At 69.4% G+C, this 15,577-nt stretch carries 19 protein-coding genes; 6 read left to right on the top strand and 13 right to left on the bottom strand.

Translation table 11 applies throughout. The features are described 5' to 3' along the window. Positions 1–3: 3 nt before the first annotated feature. The 3 genes from RJ1_RS25650 to fabG all read left to right on the top strand — a co-directional run bounded on the left by RJ1_RS25650 (position 4) and on the right by fabG (position 1,850). Positions 4–366 carry a hypothetical protein gene (locus RJ1_RS25650; protein WP_073365149.1) on the top strand — a complete coding sequence of 121 codons (363 nt, stop codon included), beginning with the start codon at positions 4–6 and terminating at the stop codon, positions 364–366. Continuing rightward, on the top strand, positions 350–1,030 hold the full coding sequence (locus tag RJ1_RS25645; protein WP_073365147.1) for a Dabb family protein: 681 nt from the start codon (positions 350–352) through the stop codon (positions 1,028–1,030). Before RJ1_RS25650 ends, RJ1_RS25645 begins: the two co-directional genes overlap by 17 nt. 79 nt (positions 1,031–1,109) lie before the next feature. Beyond that, positions 1,110–1,850, top strand: a complete 741-nt coding sequence (fabG, locus tag RJ1_RS25640; protein ID WP_073365145.1) for a 3-oxoacyl-ACP reductase FabG — start codon at positions 1,110–1,112, stop codon at positions 1,848–1,850. On the opposite strand, the gene RJ1_RS25635 is transcribed toward fabG, so the two are convergent. From RJ1_RS25635 to RJ1_RS25615, 5 genes are read right to left on the bottom strand one after another with little or no spacing between them, the layout of a single operon-like run. Next, the gene (locus RJ1_RS25635; RefSeq protein ID WP_073365143.1) at positions 1,843–2,736 is read right to left on the bottom strand and encodes a LysR family transcriptional regulator; all 894 of its coding nucleotides are present in this window, start codon (positions 2,734–2,736) and stop codon (positions 1,843–1,845) included. The two genes, fabG and RJ1_RS25635, sit on opposite strands and share 8 nt — an antisense overlap. 4 nt (positions 2,737–2,740) lie before the next feature. Next, positions 2,741–3,628 (bottom strand): LysR family transcriptional regulator, encoded by an 888-nt coding sequence (locus RJ1_RS25630; protein ID WP_073365141.1) that lies wholly within the window; start codon positions 3,626–3,628, stop codon positions 2,741–2,743. Between the two features lie 47 nt (positions 3,629–3,675). After that, positions 3,676–4,437 (bottom strand): crotonase/enoyl-CoA hydratase family protein, encoded by a 762-nt coding sequence (locus RJ1_RS25625; protein ID WP_073365139.1) that lies wholly within the window; start codon positions 4,435–4,437, stop codon positions 3,676–3,678. A gap of 12 nt (positions 4,438–4,449) precedes the next feature. Then, entirely contained in the window at positions 4,450–5,517 is a 1,068-nt protein-coding gene (locus tag RJ1_RS25620) for an MBL fold metallo-hydrolase (protein WP_073365137.1), read from the bottom strand. After that, positions 5,514–7,082, bottom strand: a complete 1,569-nt coding sequence (locus tag RJ1_RS25615; RefSeq protein WP_073365135.1) for a long-chain-fatty-acid--CoA ligase — start codon at positions 7,080–7,082, stop codon at positions 5,514–5,516. The genes RJ1_RS25620 and RJ1_RS25615 overlap by 4 nt, the downstream gene beginning before the upstream one ends. A 168-nt stretch (positions 7,083–7,250) precedes the next feature. Between RJ1_RS25615 and RJ1_RS25610 the strand changes: the two genes are divergently transcribed. Next, positions 7,251–7,622: an ArsR/SmtB family transcription factor gene (locus tag RJ1_RS25610; protein ID WP_073365133.1), complete on the top strand. Its 372-nt coding sequence runs from the start codon at positions 7,251–7,253 to the stop codon at positions 7,620–7,622. Beyond that, positions 7,619–8,827 (top strand): CaiB/BaiF CoA transferase family protein, encoded by a 1,209-nt coding sequence (locus RJ1_RS25605; RefSeq protein WP_083400636.1) that lies wholly within the window; start codon positions 7,619–7,621, stop codon positions 8,825–8,827. Before RJ1_RS25610 ends, RJ1_RS25605 begins: the two co-directional genes overlap by 4 nt. A gap of 54 nt (positions 8,828–8,881) precedes the next feature. Here the strand turns inward: RJ1_RS25605 and RJ1_RS25600 are convergent, their stop codons facing one another. The 8 genes from RJ1_RS25600 to RJ1_RS25565 form a co-directional block, all read right to left on the bottom strand. Further along, positions 8,882–9,310 carry a hypothetical protein gene (locus tag RJ1_RS25600; RefSeq protein WP_073365223.1) on the bottom strand — a complete coding sequence of 143 codons (429 nt, stop codon included), beginning with the start codon at positions 9,308–9,310 and terminating at the stop codon, positions 8,882–8,884. A 190-nt stretch (positions 9,311–9,500) separates the two neighbouring features. Continuing rightward, a complete protein-coding gene (locus RJ1_RS25595) occupies positions 9,501–10,103 on the bottom strand; it encodes a DUF8020 domain-containing protein (protein ID WP_073365221.1) in 603 nt (200 codons plus the stop codon). 170 nt (positions 10,104–10,273) lie between these two features. Continuing rightward, entirely contained in the window at positions 10,274–11,344 is a 1,071-nt protein-coding gene (locus RJ1_RS25590; RefSeq protein WP_073365131.1) for a class I SAM-dependent methyltransferase, read from the bottom strand. 51 nt (positions 11,345–11,395) lie between these two features. Beyond that, positions 11,396–12,190 carry an energy-coupling factor ABC transporter ATP-binding protein gene (locus RJ1_RS25585; protein ID WP_073365129.1) on the bottom strand — a complete coding sequence of 265 codons (795 nt, stop codon included), beginning with the start codon at positions 12,188–12,190 and terminating at the stop codon, positions 11,396–11,398. After that, positions 12,187–12,951: a cobalt ECF transporter T component CbiQ gene (cbiQ, locus tag RJ1_RS25580; RefSeq protein WP_073365126.1), complete on the bottom strand. Its 765-nt coding sequence runs from the start codon at positions 12,949–12,951 to the stop codon at positions 12,187–12,189. Before cbiQ ends, RJ1_RS25585 begins: the two co-directional genes overlap by 4 nt. A 2-nt stretch (positions 12,952–12,953) precedes the next feature. Continuing rightward, entirely contained in the window at positions 12,954–13,301 is a 348-nt protein-coding gene (locus tag RJ1_RS25575; RefSeq protein ID WP_073365124.1) for a PDGLE domain-containing protein, read from the bottom strand. Further along, a complete protein-coding gene (locus tag RJ1_RS25570) occupies positions 13,298–13,993 on the bottom strand; it encodes an energy-coupling factor ABC transporter permease (RefSeq protein ID WP_073365122.1) in 696 nt (231 codons plus the stop codon). Before RJ1_RS25570 ends, RJ1_RS25575 begins: the two co-directional genes overlap by 4 nt. A gap of 127 nt (positions 13,994–14,120) precedes the next feature. Further along, a complete protein-coding gene (locus RJ1_RS25565) occupies positions 14,121–15,047 on the bottom strand; it encodes a DNA-3-methyladenine glycosylase family protein (RefSeq protein WP_073365120.1) in 927 nt (308 codons plus the stop codon). Positions 15,048–15,120: 73 nt separating this feature from the next. On the opposite strand from RJ1_RS25565, the gene RJ1_RS25560 reads away from it, so the two are divergent. Beyond that, positions 15,121–15,577: ribonuclease H family protein (locus tag RJ1_RS25560; RefSeq protein ID WP_073365118.1), on the top strand; the 457-nt coding region annotated here is incomplete at its 3' end.

Genomic DNA, 15,577 nt, shown 5'->3' with positions numbered 1-15,577 from the left:
GAGATGGACACATCGGACTCGCTCGTCTTCGTTGTCGACGAGATGGTGGTCGCACCCGGCGGGGCTCGCGCATTTCTCGCCGCATACATGGAGCGCTATGCGCCCGGCGCGATTGCGCGCGGCCTGACGCTCGACCGCGTGCTCGTCGCCCCACCGGTATGGCTGGAAGAGCAGTCGAACTCCCTGACCGTCAGCTGGACCGTGCGGGGCGCTCGCGCGTGGTGGCAGCAGAGCCTTCTCGCCCGCCACGACGCGGAGGTGCTCCGCTGGTGGGCTGATGCCGACGAGCTCCTCACGAGCCGGCGGCGCACAGTGTCCTGCTCACCCGCCGACATGGAGGGGGCGGGCGATGTTCAAGGTCACTGAGCTCGTTCACCTGGTCGCCGATGCGGATCCCGCCACCAGCACGTCGTTGGCCGCCAGGCTGCACGAGGTCGCCGCCTCCCGGGCCCGCTCTGTGCTCGCGACACCGACGCTGCCCGGCGGGATCAACGGGGGCGACCTCATGGTGCACCTCCACTTCGACGACGAATCCCACTGGCGCGCTGCCGAATCCGAGATCGCGGCGGTCTTGTGCGTCCCGGAGGTCGGGCACGTCGACAGCGTCGCGTACACGGGTGTCGCGACGCCCGCACGCGGTGACGGCCCGCCGACCGTGTACCGGACGCTGCTGGTGGCGGTGGACGATGCGGTCGACCCGGCGGTCGTGGAGCGGTTCGAGGCCGAGACACGGGCCATGCCGCAGTACATCCGCACGATCGGGGCGTCGCAGCTGAGCCGGGTGCACGAATCGGGCGGTTCGGCCCGGTGGACCCACGTCTGGGAGCAGGAGTACGCGAACGTGGGCGGACTGCTCGGGCCGTACATGACGCACCCCTATCACTGGGCGCACATCGATCGGTGGTTCGATCCCGAACGCGGGCCGCGGATCGTCACCCGGCTGTGCCACAGCTTCTGTGCGATCGACGGCACGACCATCTCTCCGCTGCCCGCCCCGCGTCCCATACGAATCGGCCCACACTCGCCATAGGAGATCCCGATGGGCCGAGCCCGCTGACGGTGTGTTGCCGCCGCTATATTCAGCAGGTCGTCATGTGAAAGGGACTCCCATGGAACTGCTCGCCAACCGCACAGCCGTCGTCACCGGAGGCGCCCAGGGCATCGGGTTCGAGATCGCCCGGACCTTCGTCGAGGCAGGCGCGAGGGTCGTCATCGGCGACGTCGATCTCGATGCGGCCACCGCCGCCGCCGAGAAGCTGGGAGGCGCCGAAGTCGCGCACGCCGTCCGCTGCAACGTCGTGCACTCGGAGCAGGTCGACACCCTGCTGGCGGCAGCCGTCGACCGGTTCGGCTCGCTCGACGTGATGGTGAACAACGCGGGCATCACCCGGGACGCGACCATGCGCACCATGACCGAGAACGAGTTCGACCTGGTCATCGACGTGCACTTGAAGGGCACCTGGAACGGCACGCGCAAGGCCGCCGCCATCATGCGCGAGGCCAAGCGCGGCGCGATCGTCAACATCTCGTCGCTGTCCGGCAAGGTCGGCATGGTCGGGCAGACCAACTACTCCGCGGCCAAGGCGGGCATCGTCGGACTCAGCAAGGCCGCCGCGAAGGAACTCGCGCACCACGGTGTGCGGGTCAACGCGATTGCGCCGGGACTGATCCGGTCGGCCATGACCGAGGCGATGCCGCAGAAGGCGTGGGACCAGAAGATGAGCGAGATCCCCATGGGCCGCGCGGGTGAGCCCGGCGAGGTCGCGAACGTCGCGCTGTTCCTGGCGTCGGATCTCTCGTCCTACATGACGGGCACGCTTCTCGAGGTCACCGGCGGACGGTTCATGTAAGCGGGCGCCCGTCGCCCGAGGTGCGCGCCCGCACCAGTTCGACGAACGCCTGCCCTGCGGGGGAGAGCATGTCGGGATCGAATGCGATCCCGAACGTGCGGGCCACCTTCGGCTCCACCGGGCGGACCACCGCGCGGTCCCGGGCGGCCTCCGCGATCGACCGTTCCAGCAGGGTTCCGCCGATCCCGGCCAGTACCAACGGAAGTCGCGCCTCGCGGTGCTCCGACAGCGCCGCGAGGCGAGGGCGTGCCCCGGCGTGACGAATCGACTCCTCGATCTCGTTCGCGACGGAATGGCCGCGGGGGACGAAGACCATGGGGATGTCGGGTAACGCCGACAACGGGACCGTACCTTCCGGCACGTCGGTGCCCGGCGGATACACGAGCCAGTATTCCTGCTCGCCGAGTTCGACGACGTCCAGGCCGGCATCGTCGAGCGGGAAGTGCGCCACCACGAATTCGCAGTGGCCGTCCTCGATCAGCGATCCGGCCTGGGACTCGTCCTTCAACTCGCCCAACCGCACCGACACGTTCGGGTGGGACCGGCGGAATTCGGTGACGAGGTCCACGACGGGACCGAGCGCCAGCGCCGGGAAGGTCATGATGTCCAGCCGGCCCGCGAGTGCCCCGTCGGAGGTGGCGAGGAGGTCCTCGACCGCGGTGACGTCCCGCAGGATCTGCCTGCTGGGCCCAACCATGCTGCGTCCGGCCGCGCTGAGCACCATGCCCCTGCCGATGCGGTGGAACAACTGCACCCCGAGTTCCCGTTCGAGTCCACGCAGCGCCTGCGAGATGGTGGGCTGGGCGACGCCGAGCGACGCGGCAGCCCCGTTGATGCCCTCGTTTTCGACGACGGCGAGGAAGTACTCGACCTGACGCAACTCCATGTGCTCAGTTCCTCGCTCGCGTGCCGGTGGTCCGGGTGTTCTGCGCGATCTCGACGAACGCCGCCGCAGCCGGCGACCCCGGGCCGGACCGCTGGACGAGACCGACCGGGCGGGTCAGCTTCGGCGACAGCGACCGGATCGAGACCCCGCGCAACTGTTCCTCGGCGACCAGGCGGGGCAGGACGGTGGCCCCGGCGCCCCGCATCACCAGCTCCCACGAGGCGCTCGGATGCGCACAGTCGATGACGACGTTCGCGGTGCCGCCGACGAGCTCCGCGATCAACGCAGCGTTGCTCTTGTCCCCGAGATCCTGAATCAGCGGAATGTCACGGAGGGCCGAGCGGGGCACCGGATCGGGGAGGGACTCGGCGAGCTCGTCGGGCAGGGCGAGCACCAACTCCTGGTCGCCGATCGGGACGGACCGCAGGGCACTGTGGTCGACGGACATATCGATCACCCCGAGTTCGGCCTCGCCGCGGCGCAGCGCACCGAGGACGCCGGTGGGGCCGTCGCCGTCGATGACACGCACCATGACGTGCGGGTACTCCTCACGGAACCGGCGCACCAGGTCGACGATCGGATCGATCGAGAACGCCGAGTAGGTGACGACGTCGACACGGCCGGAGACGAGTTCCCGCACCGCCGCGACCTTGGCCTTGGCGCGCTCGACGTCGGCGAGGATGCGCCGGGCCGCCACATCGAGCGTCCGCCCGTCCTCGGTCAGCTCGAGACGCCGACCGGTGCGATCGAACAGGGTGACCCCGAGCCGACGTTCCAGAGTGCGGATGGCCTGCGACAGCGACGGTTGCGAGATGTAGAGGGACTGCGCGGCCCTGGTGATCCCGCCGTGATCGACTACCGCGACGAAGTAGGTGACGAGATGCAGGTCCACGCGGTCATCGTACGGAAGCGGACATGCGGTCCGGCCCGAACGCGCGGCTAGCGGCCACGCCACACCGGCGGGCGTTTCTCCGCGAAGGCACGTGCACCCTCCTGGGCGTCGTCGGACGCGAACACCGGGTCGAGGAAGCGGCGTTGCGCGGTGAAGGCGTCGGGGTCGGTGTAGCCGACCGACATCGCGACGACCTGTTTGGTGGCCCGCACCGCGAGGGGGCCGTTCGCGGCGACCCGCGCCGCCAGTTCGCGGGCGGTGGCCAGGGCTTGTCCGGGCTCGGTGACCCGGTTGACGAGTCCGTGCGCGTGCGCGACCTCGGCGGTGAGGGGATCGCCGGTGATCGCCATCTCCATCGCGATCGGGTAGGGCAGCACCTTCGGCAGTCGCAGCAGCCCGCCAGCGGCGGCGGCGAGCCCCCGCTTGACCTCGGGGATTCCGAACTTGGCGTCGCGGGCGGCCACGATCAGGTCGGCCGACAGCGCCAGCTCGCAACCGCCGGCCAGCGCCCAGCCCTCGACCGCTGCGATGAGCGGCTTCGTCGGGGGCGCCTCGGTGAGTCCGCCGAACCCGCGCCCGGGCAGCGACGGCCGCTCCCCGCGCGTGAACGCCTTGAGATCCATACCCGCGCAGAACGTTCCTCCGGCACCGGTGAGGATCGCGATCGTCAGGTCGGACCGCGCCTCGAACTCGTCGATCGCCGCGGCGAGTGCCTTCGCGACCTCGAGGTCGACGGCGTTCTTCGCCTCCGGCCGGTTCAGGGTGATGACGGCGACGCCGTCGGTGAATTCGGTGAGAACCACACTCATGGATGTCTTCCTTTACGGGGTGGGAGCAGGGACCGGCGCGTGTGCGGTGGTCCAGCGTTCGGGGATGCCGCCGAGCGAGCGGATGCTCCCGCGGTCGGCCAGGACGAGCAGGTGGGCGTGGGTTTCGCGGACCGCGAGCCGGAGCAGCCGGTCGGACATGGTGTCGAACGGCCGCGACCACGAGATCCGCGTCGAGATCTCCCAGGCCGTCGATTCGGGGTGGGCGTCCAGCGCCGCGAGGATCTCCCCGAAGCGGTCCTCGTGATGGTCCATCAGCTGCCGGGCGCGGTCCCCGATCCCCCGGAACCGGTACTCGTGGGCGGGCAGCACCTCACCGTCCGGCATCGACGTGGTGGCGTGCAGTGACAGCAGATAGCGGTGCAGCGGGTTCTCCAGCTCGCCCGGGACGGTGGAGATGTTGGGGCTGATGCGGGGCAGCATGTGGTCGCCGCTGAACATCAGTCCGTTCGTGTCGTCCACGAAGGTCAGGTGACCGGGAGTGTGTCCCGGCGTCCACACGGCCCGCAGGTCCCAGCCGGGCAGGTCCAGCGCCGTGCCGTCGCCGAGTACGACATCCAGGGATTCGCCCGGCCCCAACCGGACGAGGTCGACGCGGGCGGCGGCGAGGATGCCGGTGGGGGCCCCGAGCTGAGCGAGCTGGGTGTTCCACGTCTGTTCGTCGTCGGCGACGTCCGCCGGTGAATGGTGGCCGAGCAGGGCGGCGTCCGCGTGGTGCATGGCCAGCGCCGCCCCACTGACCTCCCGCAGTCGGGGCGCGAGACCGAAATGGTCGGGGTGCAGATGGGTGATCGCAGCGAACCGGACGTCGGTGACGTGGTGTCCGGTCTGCGCGATGCCGTCGACGAGGGCCCGCCAGGACTCCTCGGAATCCCAGCCGACGTCGATCAGCGCGAGGCCGTCGGGCAGTGCGAGCGCGTAGATCAGGACGTAGCGCAACGGGTTTCGTGGCATCGGCACCGGGATCGACCACAGGCCGGGGCGGACCTGCTCGACCGGCGGCAGGACGCCGTCGGCCCAGGCCTCGCGCTGGACGGTGCCGATGTCCTCGGTGACGATCACGAGGACACCTCCGCGTCGCGCAGTGTGTCGCGCAGGGTGCGTTTGAGGATCTTCCCGCTCGCTCCCCGGGGCAGTTCGGCGACGAAGACGATCTCCCGCGGCTTCTTGTACGACGCGAGCCGCTCCGCGGTGAAGGCGATCAGTTCCTGCTCGTCCGGTACCACCGCCGGATCCACCAGCCGGACGACCGCGGTGACGGACTCACCCCAGGTCCGGTGCGGCACACCGACCACCGCCACCTCGGCCACCGCCGGATGCTCGGCGAGCACCGATTCGACCTCCACCGGGTAGACGTTCTCGCCGCCGGTGATGATCATGTCCTTCACCCGGTCGGTGACGAACAGGTATCCCTCCTCGTCGATGTGCCCGGCGTCGCCGGTCCGGAGGAACCCGTCGTCGGTGAGGAGTTGCGCCGTCGCTTCCGGCCGGCGCCAGTACCCGGCGACGTTGTTGCGTGAGCGGCACACGATCTCGCCGGACTCACCCACCGGGAGCCGGGCGCCCGTCACGACGTCCCGGATCTCGATCTCCACACCCGGCATGGGTCGGCCCGCCGAGCGCAGCAGGTGCGCGCGCGGCCCTGTCGGATCGTGATCCTCGACGGCGAGCGCGGTGACCGAACCCGTCGTCTCCGTCATCCCGTAGCGCTGCACGAATCCGCAGCCGAGACGATCGATCGCCCGCCGCAGCAGGGTAGTGGTGATCGGCGACGAACCGTACGCGACGAGCTCGAGGCTCGACACGTCGACCCGGTCGAGGTCCGGCAGGTCGAGGAGCATCTGAATGGTCGAGGGCACCAGGAAGGCGTGGGTGATCCGGTGCCGCGCGACGAGCCCGGCGACCTCTGCGGCGTCGAAGGTGCCGAGCAGCACCACGTGCACGCCGGCGGACAGGCAGGTGCTGAGCCAGCCGGCACCGGCGATGTGGAACAACGGCATGGCGTCGAGTGCCACCGAGTCGGGCTTCCAGCGGTAGATCTGCTGGCCGTCCGGCTGGTTGTGCAGGTTGCGGTGCGTGGACACCACACCCTTCGGCGACCCGGTGGTGCCCGACGTGTAGAGCTGCAGCACCGCGGCGTCGGGGTCGTCCCCGAGCCCCGGGTCGGTGGCGGTACCCGACCTGAGCAGGCGGTCCCACGTCCACGTGCCCGGCGGCAGGGCGTCGCCGTCGGCCGCGTCGACGAGCACGACCACCACATCGGGGAGCGCCTCGCGGACGGCGTCCGCTGCCGCACGGAATTCGGATTCGACGATCAGCACCTCGATCTCGGCATCGACCGCGATCGCGGCCGCCTCGGGGGCGTGGAGGCGCCAGTTGAGCGGGACGAACACTCGCCCCGACTTGGCGGCGGCCACGAACGTCTCGGCACCCTCGGTGCGCATCCGCAGCAGTGCCCCGACCCGTCCGCCGTCGGTTGTCAACGCCGACAACGCCGTTGCGATCCGATTGGTCCGCCAGTCGAGCTCCGCGTACGTCAGGGTGGTGTCACCCCACGTCACGGCGGGTGCTCCGGGCCGCTCGGCGGCATGGTCACGCACGCGCTGGGGAAGATGCAGACCGCTCACATCACGCTCCTCGATGACTGGTCGACGCCGCCGGGGAACCGGGTGACGCGTCCTGCCAGTCGACCACCCGCGTGACTGTGGAAACAAAGTCACAGCGCCGAACGGACAGTGAGGAATCGCCTATGGATGCACGGCCGGGCGGGTTCGCGGCGTTTGTAGACTGACGTGATGGCCGCCACCCCCGCCCTGAACCCCGAGGACGTTCAGCGTGCAGCGGCGGCACTGCACACCCCCGACATCGACGGTTGGGCCAACCGGTTCGAACTGCTGTCGGACGGCAACCGCCTGCGACTGCTGCTGTGCCTGCACCACGCCCCCGACATCTGCGTCGGCGACCTGGCGGCGGCACTGGACATGACCGGGACCGCCGTCTCCCACGCCCTGCGGCTGCTCCGCAATCAGGGATGGGTGTCGGCGACGCGGGACGGCCGCTCGATGCGGTACCGGCTCACCGACGACACCGTGCACGAATTGCTGCACACGATCGGGGCCACGCACTATCACAATCACGATCACACGGGAGCCGAACAGGAAAGGTGAAACCCGACATGGAGAACGACCCCGGACTGCTGCCGCTCGACGGCATCACCGTCGTGGCACTCGAGCAGGCCGTGGCCGCTCCGCTCGCCACCCGCCATCTCGCGGACATGGGTGCGCGGGTCATCAAGATCGAGCGGGTCGGGGAGGGTGACTTCGCCCGCAACTACGACGACGCCGTCTTCGGGCAAGCGTCGCATTTCGTGTGGCTGAACAGGGCGAAGGAGTCGCTCGGCGTCGACCTGAAGTCGGAGGTCGGGCGCGACACCGTCGCGAAGCTGATCGCGAACGCAGACGTCTTCGTCCAGAACCTCGCACCCGATGCCGCCGACCGGCTGGGGTTCGGGGCGGACGAGTTGCGGGCCGACCACGCAGAGCTGATCGTCGTGAACATGTCGGGCTACGGGTCGGCGGGCCCTCGGCGCGAACGCAAGGCGTACGACATGTTGGTGCAGGCCGAAACGGGAATGATCTCGGTGACCGGCACCCCCGACACCGCCACCAAGACGGGTGTCCCGGTGTCCGACATCGCGGCGGGCATGTACGCGCTGACGTCGATTCTGAGCGCCCTGTTCCGGCGGAGCCGGACCGGGGTCGGGGCGCGGATCGACGTGTCCATGTTCGACGCCACCGCCGAGTGGCTGGGCCACCCGATGTACATGAAGATGTACGCCGACAAGCAGATTCCGCGGGTCGGGCTCGGGCACGCCGCGATCGTCCCCTACGACGCGTATCCCACCCTCGATGGGCAGATCCTCATCGGTGTGCAGAACGACCGCGGCTGGCGGCAGCTGGTGACCGACGTGTTCAAACGCCCCGACCTCGCCGACCACCCCCGATTCGCGACGAACATGCTGCGCGTGCAGCACCGGGCCGAGGTGGACGCACTCGTGGCCGAGGAAACGCAACGCTTCACGAGCGCCGCCCTCGACGACGCCCTCTCGGACGCCGGAATCCCGGCCGCGGAGCTCAACGACATGGGCGGACTGATCGAGCACCCGCAGCTCGAGCAGCGCGACCGCTGGCGTGACATCGGCACCGAGGCCGGCCCGATCAGGGCCATGCTGCCCCCGATGACGTACTCCGACGTGGAGATGCGGATGGGCGACGTGCCGGCACTCGGCGCGCACACCGATTCGATCCTCGCGGAGCTGGGCTGGTCGGCGGAGGACATCGCGCAGATGCGCAGCCAGGGAGTCGTGGGCTGACAGCGCGCCGCAGCCCCGGCCCGAGTGAGGCCGGGGCTGCAGCTCGCTCTTCGCTCAGGGTGTGGCGAAGAACTGCTCTACGGCCGGCTGCGCATTGGGATTACCCACGCCGATGCCGATGACGGCGCCGGCGATGGTGCCGACCACGGCACCGACGATGCAGCCGGCGATGAAGTTGGGGAAGATCGACACGCACCCGATGGCCATGCCCACGTTGGAACCGATCGCCATGCCCTGCAGGCCCGCGTTGTTCCAGCCGGTATTGATCTCGTTGGTCATCTTGTCGAAGGCGTCCTGCTTGGAATCGTTCTCCGGGAAGAACTGCTCGGCCACCTGGCTGCTGCCGCCGTCGGCGGCCGGGGTCAGCAGCGGCTGCGACCAGTCGATTCCCTGAGGTGCAGGATCGGCATACGCCGTTCCCGCCCCGACGGCCATCGCGGAGACGACGAGTATGGACAATGCCAGAGTTCTCAAGAGTTTCATGGAATTTCCCACCATGTCGTAGGACGAACACGGCCCCCACCTGAGTGCACCGAACATCGTTGTGCGTGGACCATATTCGCTGGAAAACCGGAACGGCTACATGTAAATGTGGGTGCGCGGTGATGCTCCCCGTGTACGAACTAACCCATAGCCCTCCCGAAATCGTCTTCGGAGTCAGACGGAATCCCTGCTACAGGGTTCCGAGGAATTCGTATACCGCCGGTGTCGCAGCGGGGTTCGCGTTGCTGATACCGGTGACGGCGCCGATCGCTGCGCCTACCGCGGCACCGGGGAGGCACCCGCCGAGGATGAGGAAGATGCATCCGGCGACGAACCCGATGCCCGCACCGATCGCGGTCGCGGTGCTGCCGCCGTTGTCCCAGCCGATCTGGAGTTGCTCGACCATGTTGGCGTACGCGGAATCCCTGTCGACCGGGGTGAGCGCCAGTGTTCCCGCGACGGGGGTCGTCGTGGGTGTCAGGCTCAGGAACCGGCCGGCGTCGGTGATGAGTGGATCGATCGCGAACTGCACACCGGCGATCGAGTAGCGCAGTGGGATCGTGCCCACCGGAGTTCCGGCATCGTTGACGATGTCCACGGCAGCGGCCGTCCTCGACAGCGTGAAGAGCCCTGTTTCGATGGCGGTACCGACCGACCGGCCGTCGGGGCTCAGGCTGGTGTGCGAGACGACGGCCTGATCGGGTGGAGTGGGAGCGGCATACGCGGTACCCACTCCGACACACAGGGTGGCGATCAATAGCGCTGCAAGCGCTGTCACTCTATGCAGTTTCATGGTGTTTCCCATGCGTAGTAGCGGATGACAAACGACAAATCTGGTTCGACCTGGCGCTCCACAGTTGCCCCGACCGGCGAAAGCGTCCGTAACCTGCCTACTGCAGACATCTTCCCCCCTCGGACGCCCCAGTTTTCGGCCTTTCCGGAAAATACGTGCGTATCGGGGGTTCACACCGTGAGTCGATAGAACCGCCAGAATCCGAAATCCTCGATGGGCAGGACGTCCATGGAGCCGAAACCGGCGGCCTCGGCGTAGCCGCGCAATGTGCTCGGGCGCATGACCGTTCCGGTGCCGGCGCTCGGCGTGTGGTTCATGCCGTCCGGAAGGCACACGGTGAGACTGAATCCGTACATCAGCCGCTCGAGGTCGCTACCGGGCGCGGAGAACTCGTCGTCCACCGCCTCGTCCATCACGATCACCGCGCCGCCCGGTGCCAGTGCCCTGCGGACGGCGGACAGCACCTCGACCGGTGCGGGCATGTCGTGGATGCACTCGAACGCGAACGCCGCTGTGCAGCTGCCCGCCGGAATTCCCGCCGCGTCCGATTCGGTGATCGTGATCCGATCCGCGACATCCGGCCGGTCATCCACATTCGACCTCGCGAGTTCCACGGTCGCGGTGTCGATGTCGTAGCCGTGGAGCCGGGCGTCCGGGTAGGCGCGCGCGAGCGCGATCGTCGACCAGGCGCCACCACATCCGACGTCGGCGATGGTGGCCCCGGGCGTCCGGAGCAGCGCGTCCACCTCGGGAACCGACGCCAGTGCGCCGGGCAGAACCTGCTCGTACCACGGCCGATTCATATCGGCCTGCGACTCACGGGCATCCGCACCGTACTGCGCCCAGCCCACGCCGCCGCCCGTCCGATACGCCTCGAGGAGTGCGGGCATCTGCGTGGTCGCGGCGACGAAGATGCGCGCCAGCGGTGCAAGATAGTTGAGACTCTCCTCGTCCGTGAGCACTTCGGCGGCGCCCGCCGGAAGGGTGAATGTCCGCGGCTCCGACGCGTCCACCGTGAGAAGTCCCGACACGGCCTGCTGTTCGAGCCACTCCCGCGCGTACCGCGGATGGGTCGACGTGCGTTCCGCCAGTTCGTCCGCGGTCGCCGGACCCTCCGACGCCAGACTGCGGTACCAGCCGAGACGGTCTCCCAGATGGACGGCGAGCAGGTCGATCGCGCCGAGCGACGCGTCGAAGATGCGCTGGGACACGGCGGCGGCGTCGGGGGCGGGAGTGGACATCGCTGACCTCCGGTCGGAGTGCGGGGCGAAGCTCTGTCTCCCCATCGTCGGCTACCTGATCGGCGGTGTCACGGGTCGTTCGCCCGGCGAAGGAGGGTCCGTCGCGGGAAGCCGGAAACCCCAGGGCAACTCGAGGCGATGGGCGGCGAGCAGAGTGGGATCGCCGAGCAGTTCCAGGATCGGACCGTCGGCCACCAGACGCCCCTCGTCGAGGATCACGGCGCGCGTGCACAACTGGGCCGCGTACGGAAGGTCGTGGGTGACCAGCAGGTGTGTGGTGTCGATACCCAGCAGCACCTCGGCCAGTTCGCGTCGTGCGACAGGGTCGAGGTTGCTCGACGGCTCGTCCAGTACCAGCACGTCCGGGGCGCACGCCAGGACGGTCGCCAATGCGACACGGCGACGCTGACCCACCGAGAGGTGCGCCGGATTGCGGTCGGCGTGCGCCGTCATGTCGACGGCCGCCAGTGCGTCGTGGACCCGCTCGTCGAGTGCCGTCCCGGTGACCCCGAAATTGACGGGACCGAACGCGACGTCCTGCGCGACGGTGGGCATGAACAGCTGGTCGTCGGGGTCCTGGAAGACGATGCCGACCCGCCGCCGGACCTCCCGGAGGGTGTCCCGGCCGGCGTCACGTGACAGCGCGAGACCGCCCACCGTGACGCAGCCGTCCGTGGCCGTCAGAATGCCGTTGAGGTGCAACATCAGCGTGGTCTTGCCGGCACCGTTCGGGCCGAGGACGGCCACCCGCTCGCCGCGTTCGACGGTGAGGTAGATCCCCTCGAGTGCGGCCCGGCCGTCGGGATACGCGAACGAGACGCCCTCGAGACTCACGGCCGCGGTCATCGGAGCACCCACGCGCTGACGCAGATCGCCACCGCACCCGCGGCGGGAGTGAGGCCCCGCCGCCACGTCGCAGCGGTCGCCGGGGGCGCCCCGATCGTGGGAACCGCACCCGTGAAGCCCCGCGACAGCATCGCCAGATGCACGCGCTCGCCGCGTTCGTAGGAACGCACGAACAATCCGCCGACGCCCCGGGCGGTCGCACCGATCTGCCGGAACGTGCGGGGGTCGTCACCGCGGGACAGCCGGGCGGTGCGCATCCGCTCGATCTCGGCGGTGAGCAGATCCAGGTATCGCAGCATCAGGACGACGATCGTGGTGAGCATCGCGGGCACGCGCAGCCGCGCCAGACCCAGCGGCAGATCCCGGGCCGGCGTCGTCGCGGCGAGTGTCAGCGAGACGAGCACACCGAGAGTGCCCTTCACGAGAATGCCCCACGCCGCGTACAGGCCGGGGATCGACAGCGACAATCCGAGGACGGTGACGCGCGCGCCGCCCTCGGCGAACGGCAGCAGCACCGAGAGTGTCACGAACGGCAACTCGATCAGCATCCGCGGTCCGATCCAGCGGAGGGAGATGCCGGCGATCCGCCACAGCACGATCAGAATCGCCAGGTACGCGGCGAACGCCCAGAACACCTCGCGGGGCGTCGCGACCACCGCGAAGACGAACGCGACGGCGCACACGATCTTGACCTCGGCGGGCAGCCGGTGGACCGGGGAAGCGCCGTCGAGGTACAGGGGATGGGCGTGACCTGCTCCCACGGTCAGGGGCTCGTTCGGTTCCGCCGCGCGCGGGCGAGGAGCCAGAACAGGCCACCCGCGAAAACGAACGTCGCGCTCGCGCCGATCACTCCGGCCACCCCGGTGAGATGCGGCCGTCCTGCCACCGTGTAGTCGGCGAGGGGCGACTCCGACAGGTGGTGGGCGGACGCGTTCCGGGCGATGCAGTCGCCCACGAGCGTCTCCCCGGTATCGGTCTCCACGGTGTCGCACCCGCGTGTGGTCGCCGCGTCCAGACCGTCCGGGCTCGAGCTGGCGAGGTACGAGACGGCACCGGCGACGAGCAGTGCCACCAGCGCGAACCCGATCAGGAAGCGGCGGAGGGAGATCATGCCTGCACCTCCGCTCGCCGCGGTGCCGTCCGCAGCAGGTACACGAGGTCGGGTCGCGTCTTCGCGACGGCGGTCACGGTGAGGGCGGTGATGAGGCCCTCCCCGATGCCGATCAGCACGTGTGCCCCCAGCATGTAGGCCGCCACCGCACCCAGTGACGTCGAGTCGGCGGACGCGGCCTGACCGCCGATCGCGTACTCCAGCACGAAGCCCATCGACGCGGCGGCGGTGCCACACAGGGCCGCGGCGAACGCGAGCCCGCCGAGGACTCGGACGTCCATTCGCTCCCGGCGTGTGACGAGCGGACGCAGCGCCACCGCGACCCCGTAGCCGACCACCACCCCGATGATCGCCATGTTGGTGATGTTCGCCCCCAGCGCTGTCAGCCCGCCGTCGGCGAACAGCAGGGCCTGCACGATCAGCACGATCGAGACGCACAGCATGCCGGTGAAGGGGCCCACGAGGATCGCGGCGAGCGCGCCACCGAGGAGATGTCCGCTCACACCGGGGAGGATCGGGAAGTTGACCATCTGGACCGCGAAGACGAACGCTGCCACGAGGCCGGCCATCGGCGCGGTGCGTTCGTCGAGTTCCGACCGCGCGCGCCAGGCGGCAACCGACAGTCCCAGCACGGCGACGACGACGAACAGGAGTGAGGTCGGCGCATTGATCAAGCCGTCGCTCATGTGCATCGCTACGGGTTCCACGGCGTCTCCTCCGGCCGGCAGCTGGTCCTTCGGAGTCTAGTTTCTCGTATGAACACTTGAACAGGTGTTCATGGGTGGCGCCGCGGAACGATATCGAGGTGCAACGGACGGGTCAGTGCCAGCTGTGGTCGACGAGAGCCGTGCGGGGACCGAACTTGGGTTTGACGGCCTGCCCGCTCACCTCCAGCAGTCGCACCGCGCGATGGCGATGGGGCCGGAGTGGAGCCAGGTACTCCACCATTTCGGCGTCCTCGAGGGGCTTGCCGAGCAACGACCATCCCACCATCGCGGCCAGGTGATAGTCGCCGACGGACAGGGCGTCGGGGTCGCCGAGCGCGCGTTGCGACACCTCCGCGGCAGTCCAGATCCCGACGCCCGGAACGGACATCAGGCGACGGTTCGCCTCCTCGCGGGGGAGGTCGACGATCTTCTCGAGCCGGTCGGCGACCTGCGCGCAGCGGACGATCGTGCGGGACCGGGCGGGGTCGACGTTGGCGCGATGGAATTCCCACGACGGAACTCGCCGCCACACGTCCGCGGTCGGGGGCAGCCGCATCCCGTCCGGGGCGGGGCCGGGCGCGGGCTCGCCGAACTTCCACACGAGCCGCCGCCACGAGGCGAACGCCGCGATGCCGTGCACCCGCTGCTCGAGGATCGCGGGCACGAGCGCCTCCATCACCCGGTCGGTGCGGCCCAGGCGCAGGTGCGGGAATCGGCGATGCGCCTCGACGAGGATCGGATGATCGGGGGCGAAGTCCTCGCACTCGTCGTGGTTGCCGACGAGGCGGCCGAGCCCGGCGGCCAACTCCCGGGCGCCGTCACCCCAGGCCTGACATCGCACCGTGTGCCGATCGGTCTGGGTGAGGCGGTACGTGACCGGACCCGACTTCTGCACCGACGTCCGCCAGATCGAGCCGTCGGCCGCCCGCCGGTGGCAGGGATCGCCCTTGCCGCGCTGCAGAGGCTGCACCGTCATCGCGACGTCCAGGGGACGCCGCGCGGTCACGGTGGTCTCGACCACCTCGAGCGAAGCCGTCATCGAATGCAGCGTATTCGACCGTGAGGGCGACCGCTCCCGGCGGCTGTCGGAGCGCGCACGTAAAGTCCCAGCCATGATCATCGTGAGTACCGACGGATCCTGTCTCCGCAACCCCGGTGGGGCGATCGGCTGGGCATGGGTCAATCACGAGGGTCCCAGCCAATCGGGTGGCGAGCCCTCCGGGACCAATCAGATCGCCGAGCTGCGCGCGCTGCTCGAAGCGATCACCGCGCATCCCGGGGCCGATCCGCTCCTCATCGAGTCCGATTCCCAGTACGCCATCAAGTGCGCGTCGGAGTGGCTGCCCGGATGGAAGCGCAAGGGCTGGAAGACGGCGGCCGGCGCCCCCGTCAAGAACCTCGCGCTGGTGCAGTCCATCGACCGCGCCATCAACGAACGTCCCGGGCCCGTGCGGTTCCGCTGGGTCCGGGGGCACGTCGGCAACCATTACAACGAGATGGCCGACGTCCTCGCCGGCGAGGCGGCCCGGGCCGTCGCATCCGGTACCGCCGCACCGGCGCCGGTCGCGC

Origin of the sequence: Rhodococcus jostii NBRC 16295 (assembly GCF_001894825.1) — a bacterium.
GTDB lineage: Bacteria > Actinomycetota > Actinomycetes > Mycobacteriales > Mycobacteriaceae > Rhodococcus_F > Rhodococcus_F jostii.
This window is presented reverse-complemented; position numbering and strand designations above follow the sequence as displayed.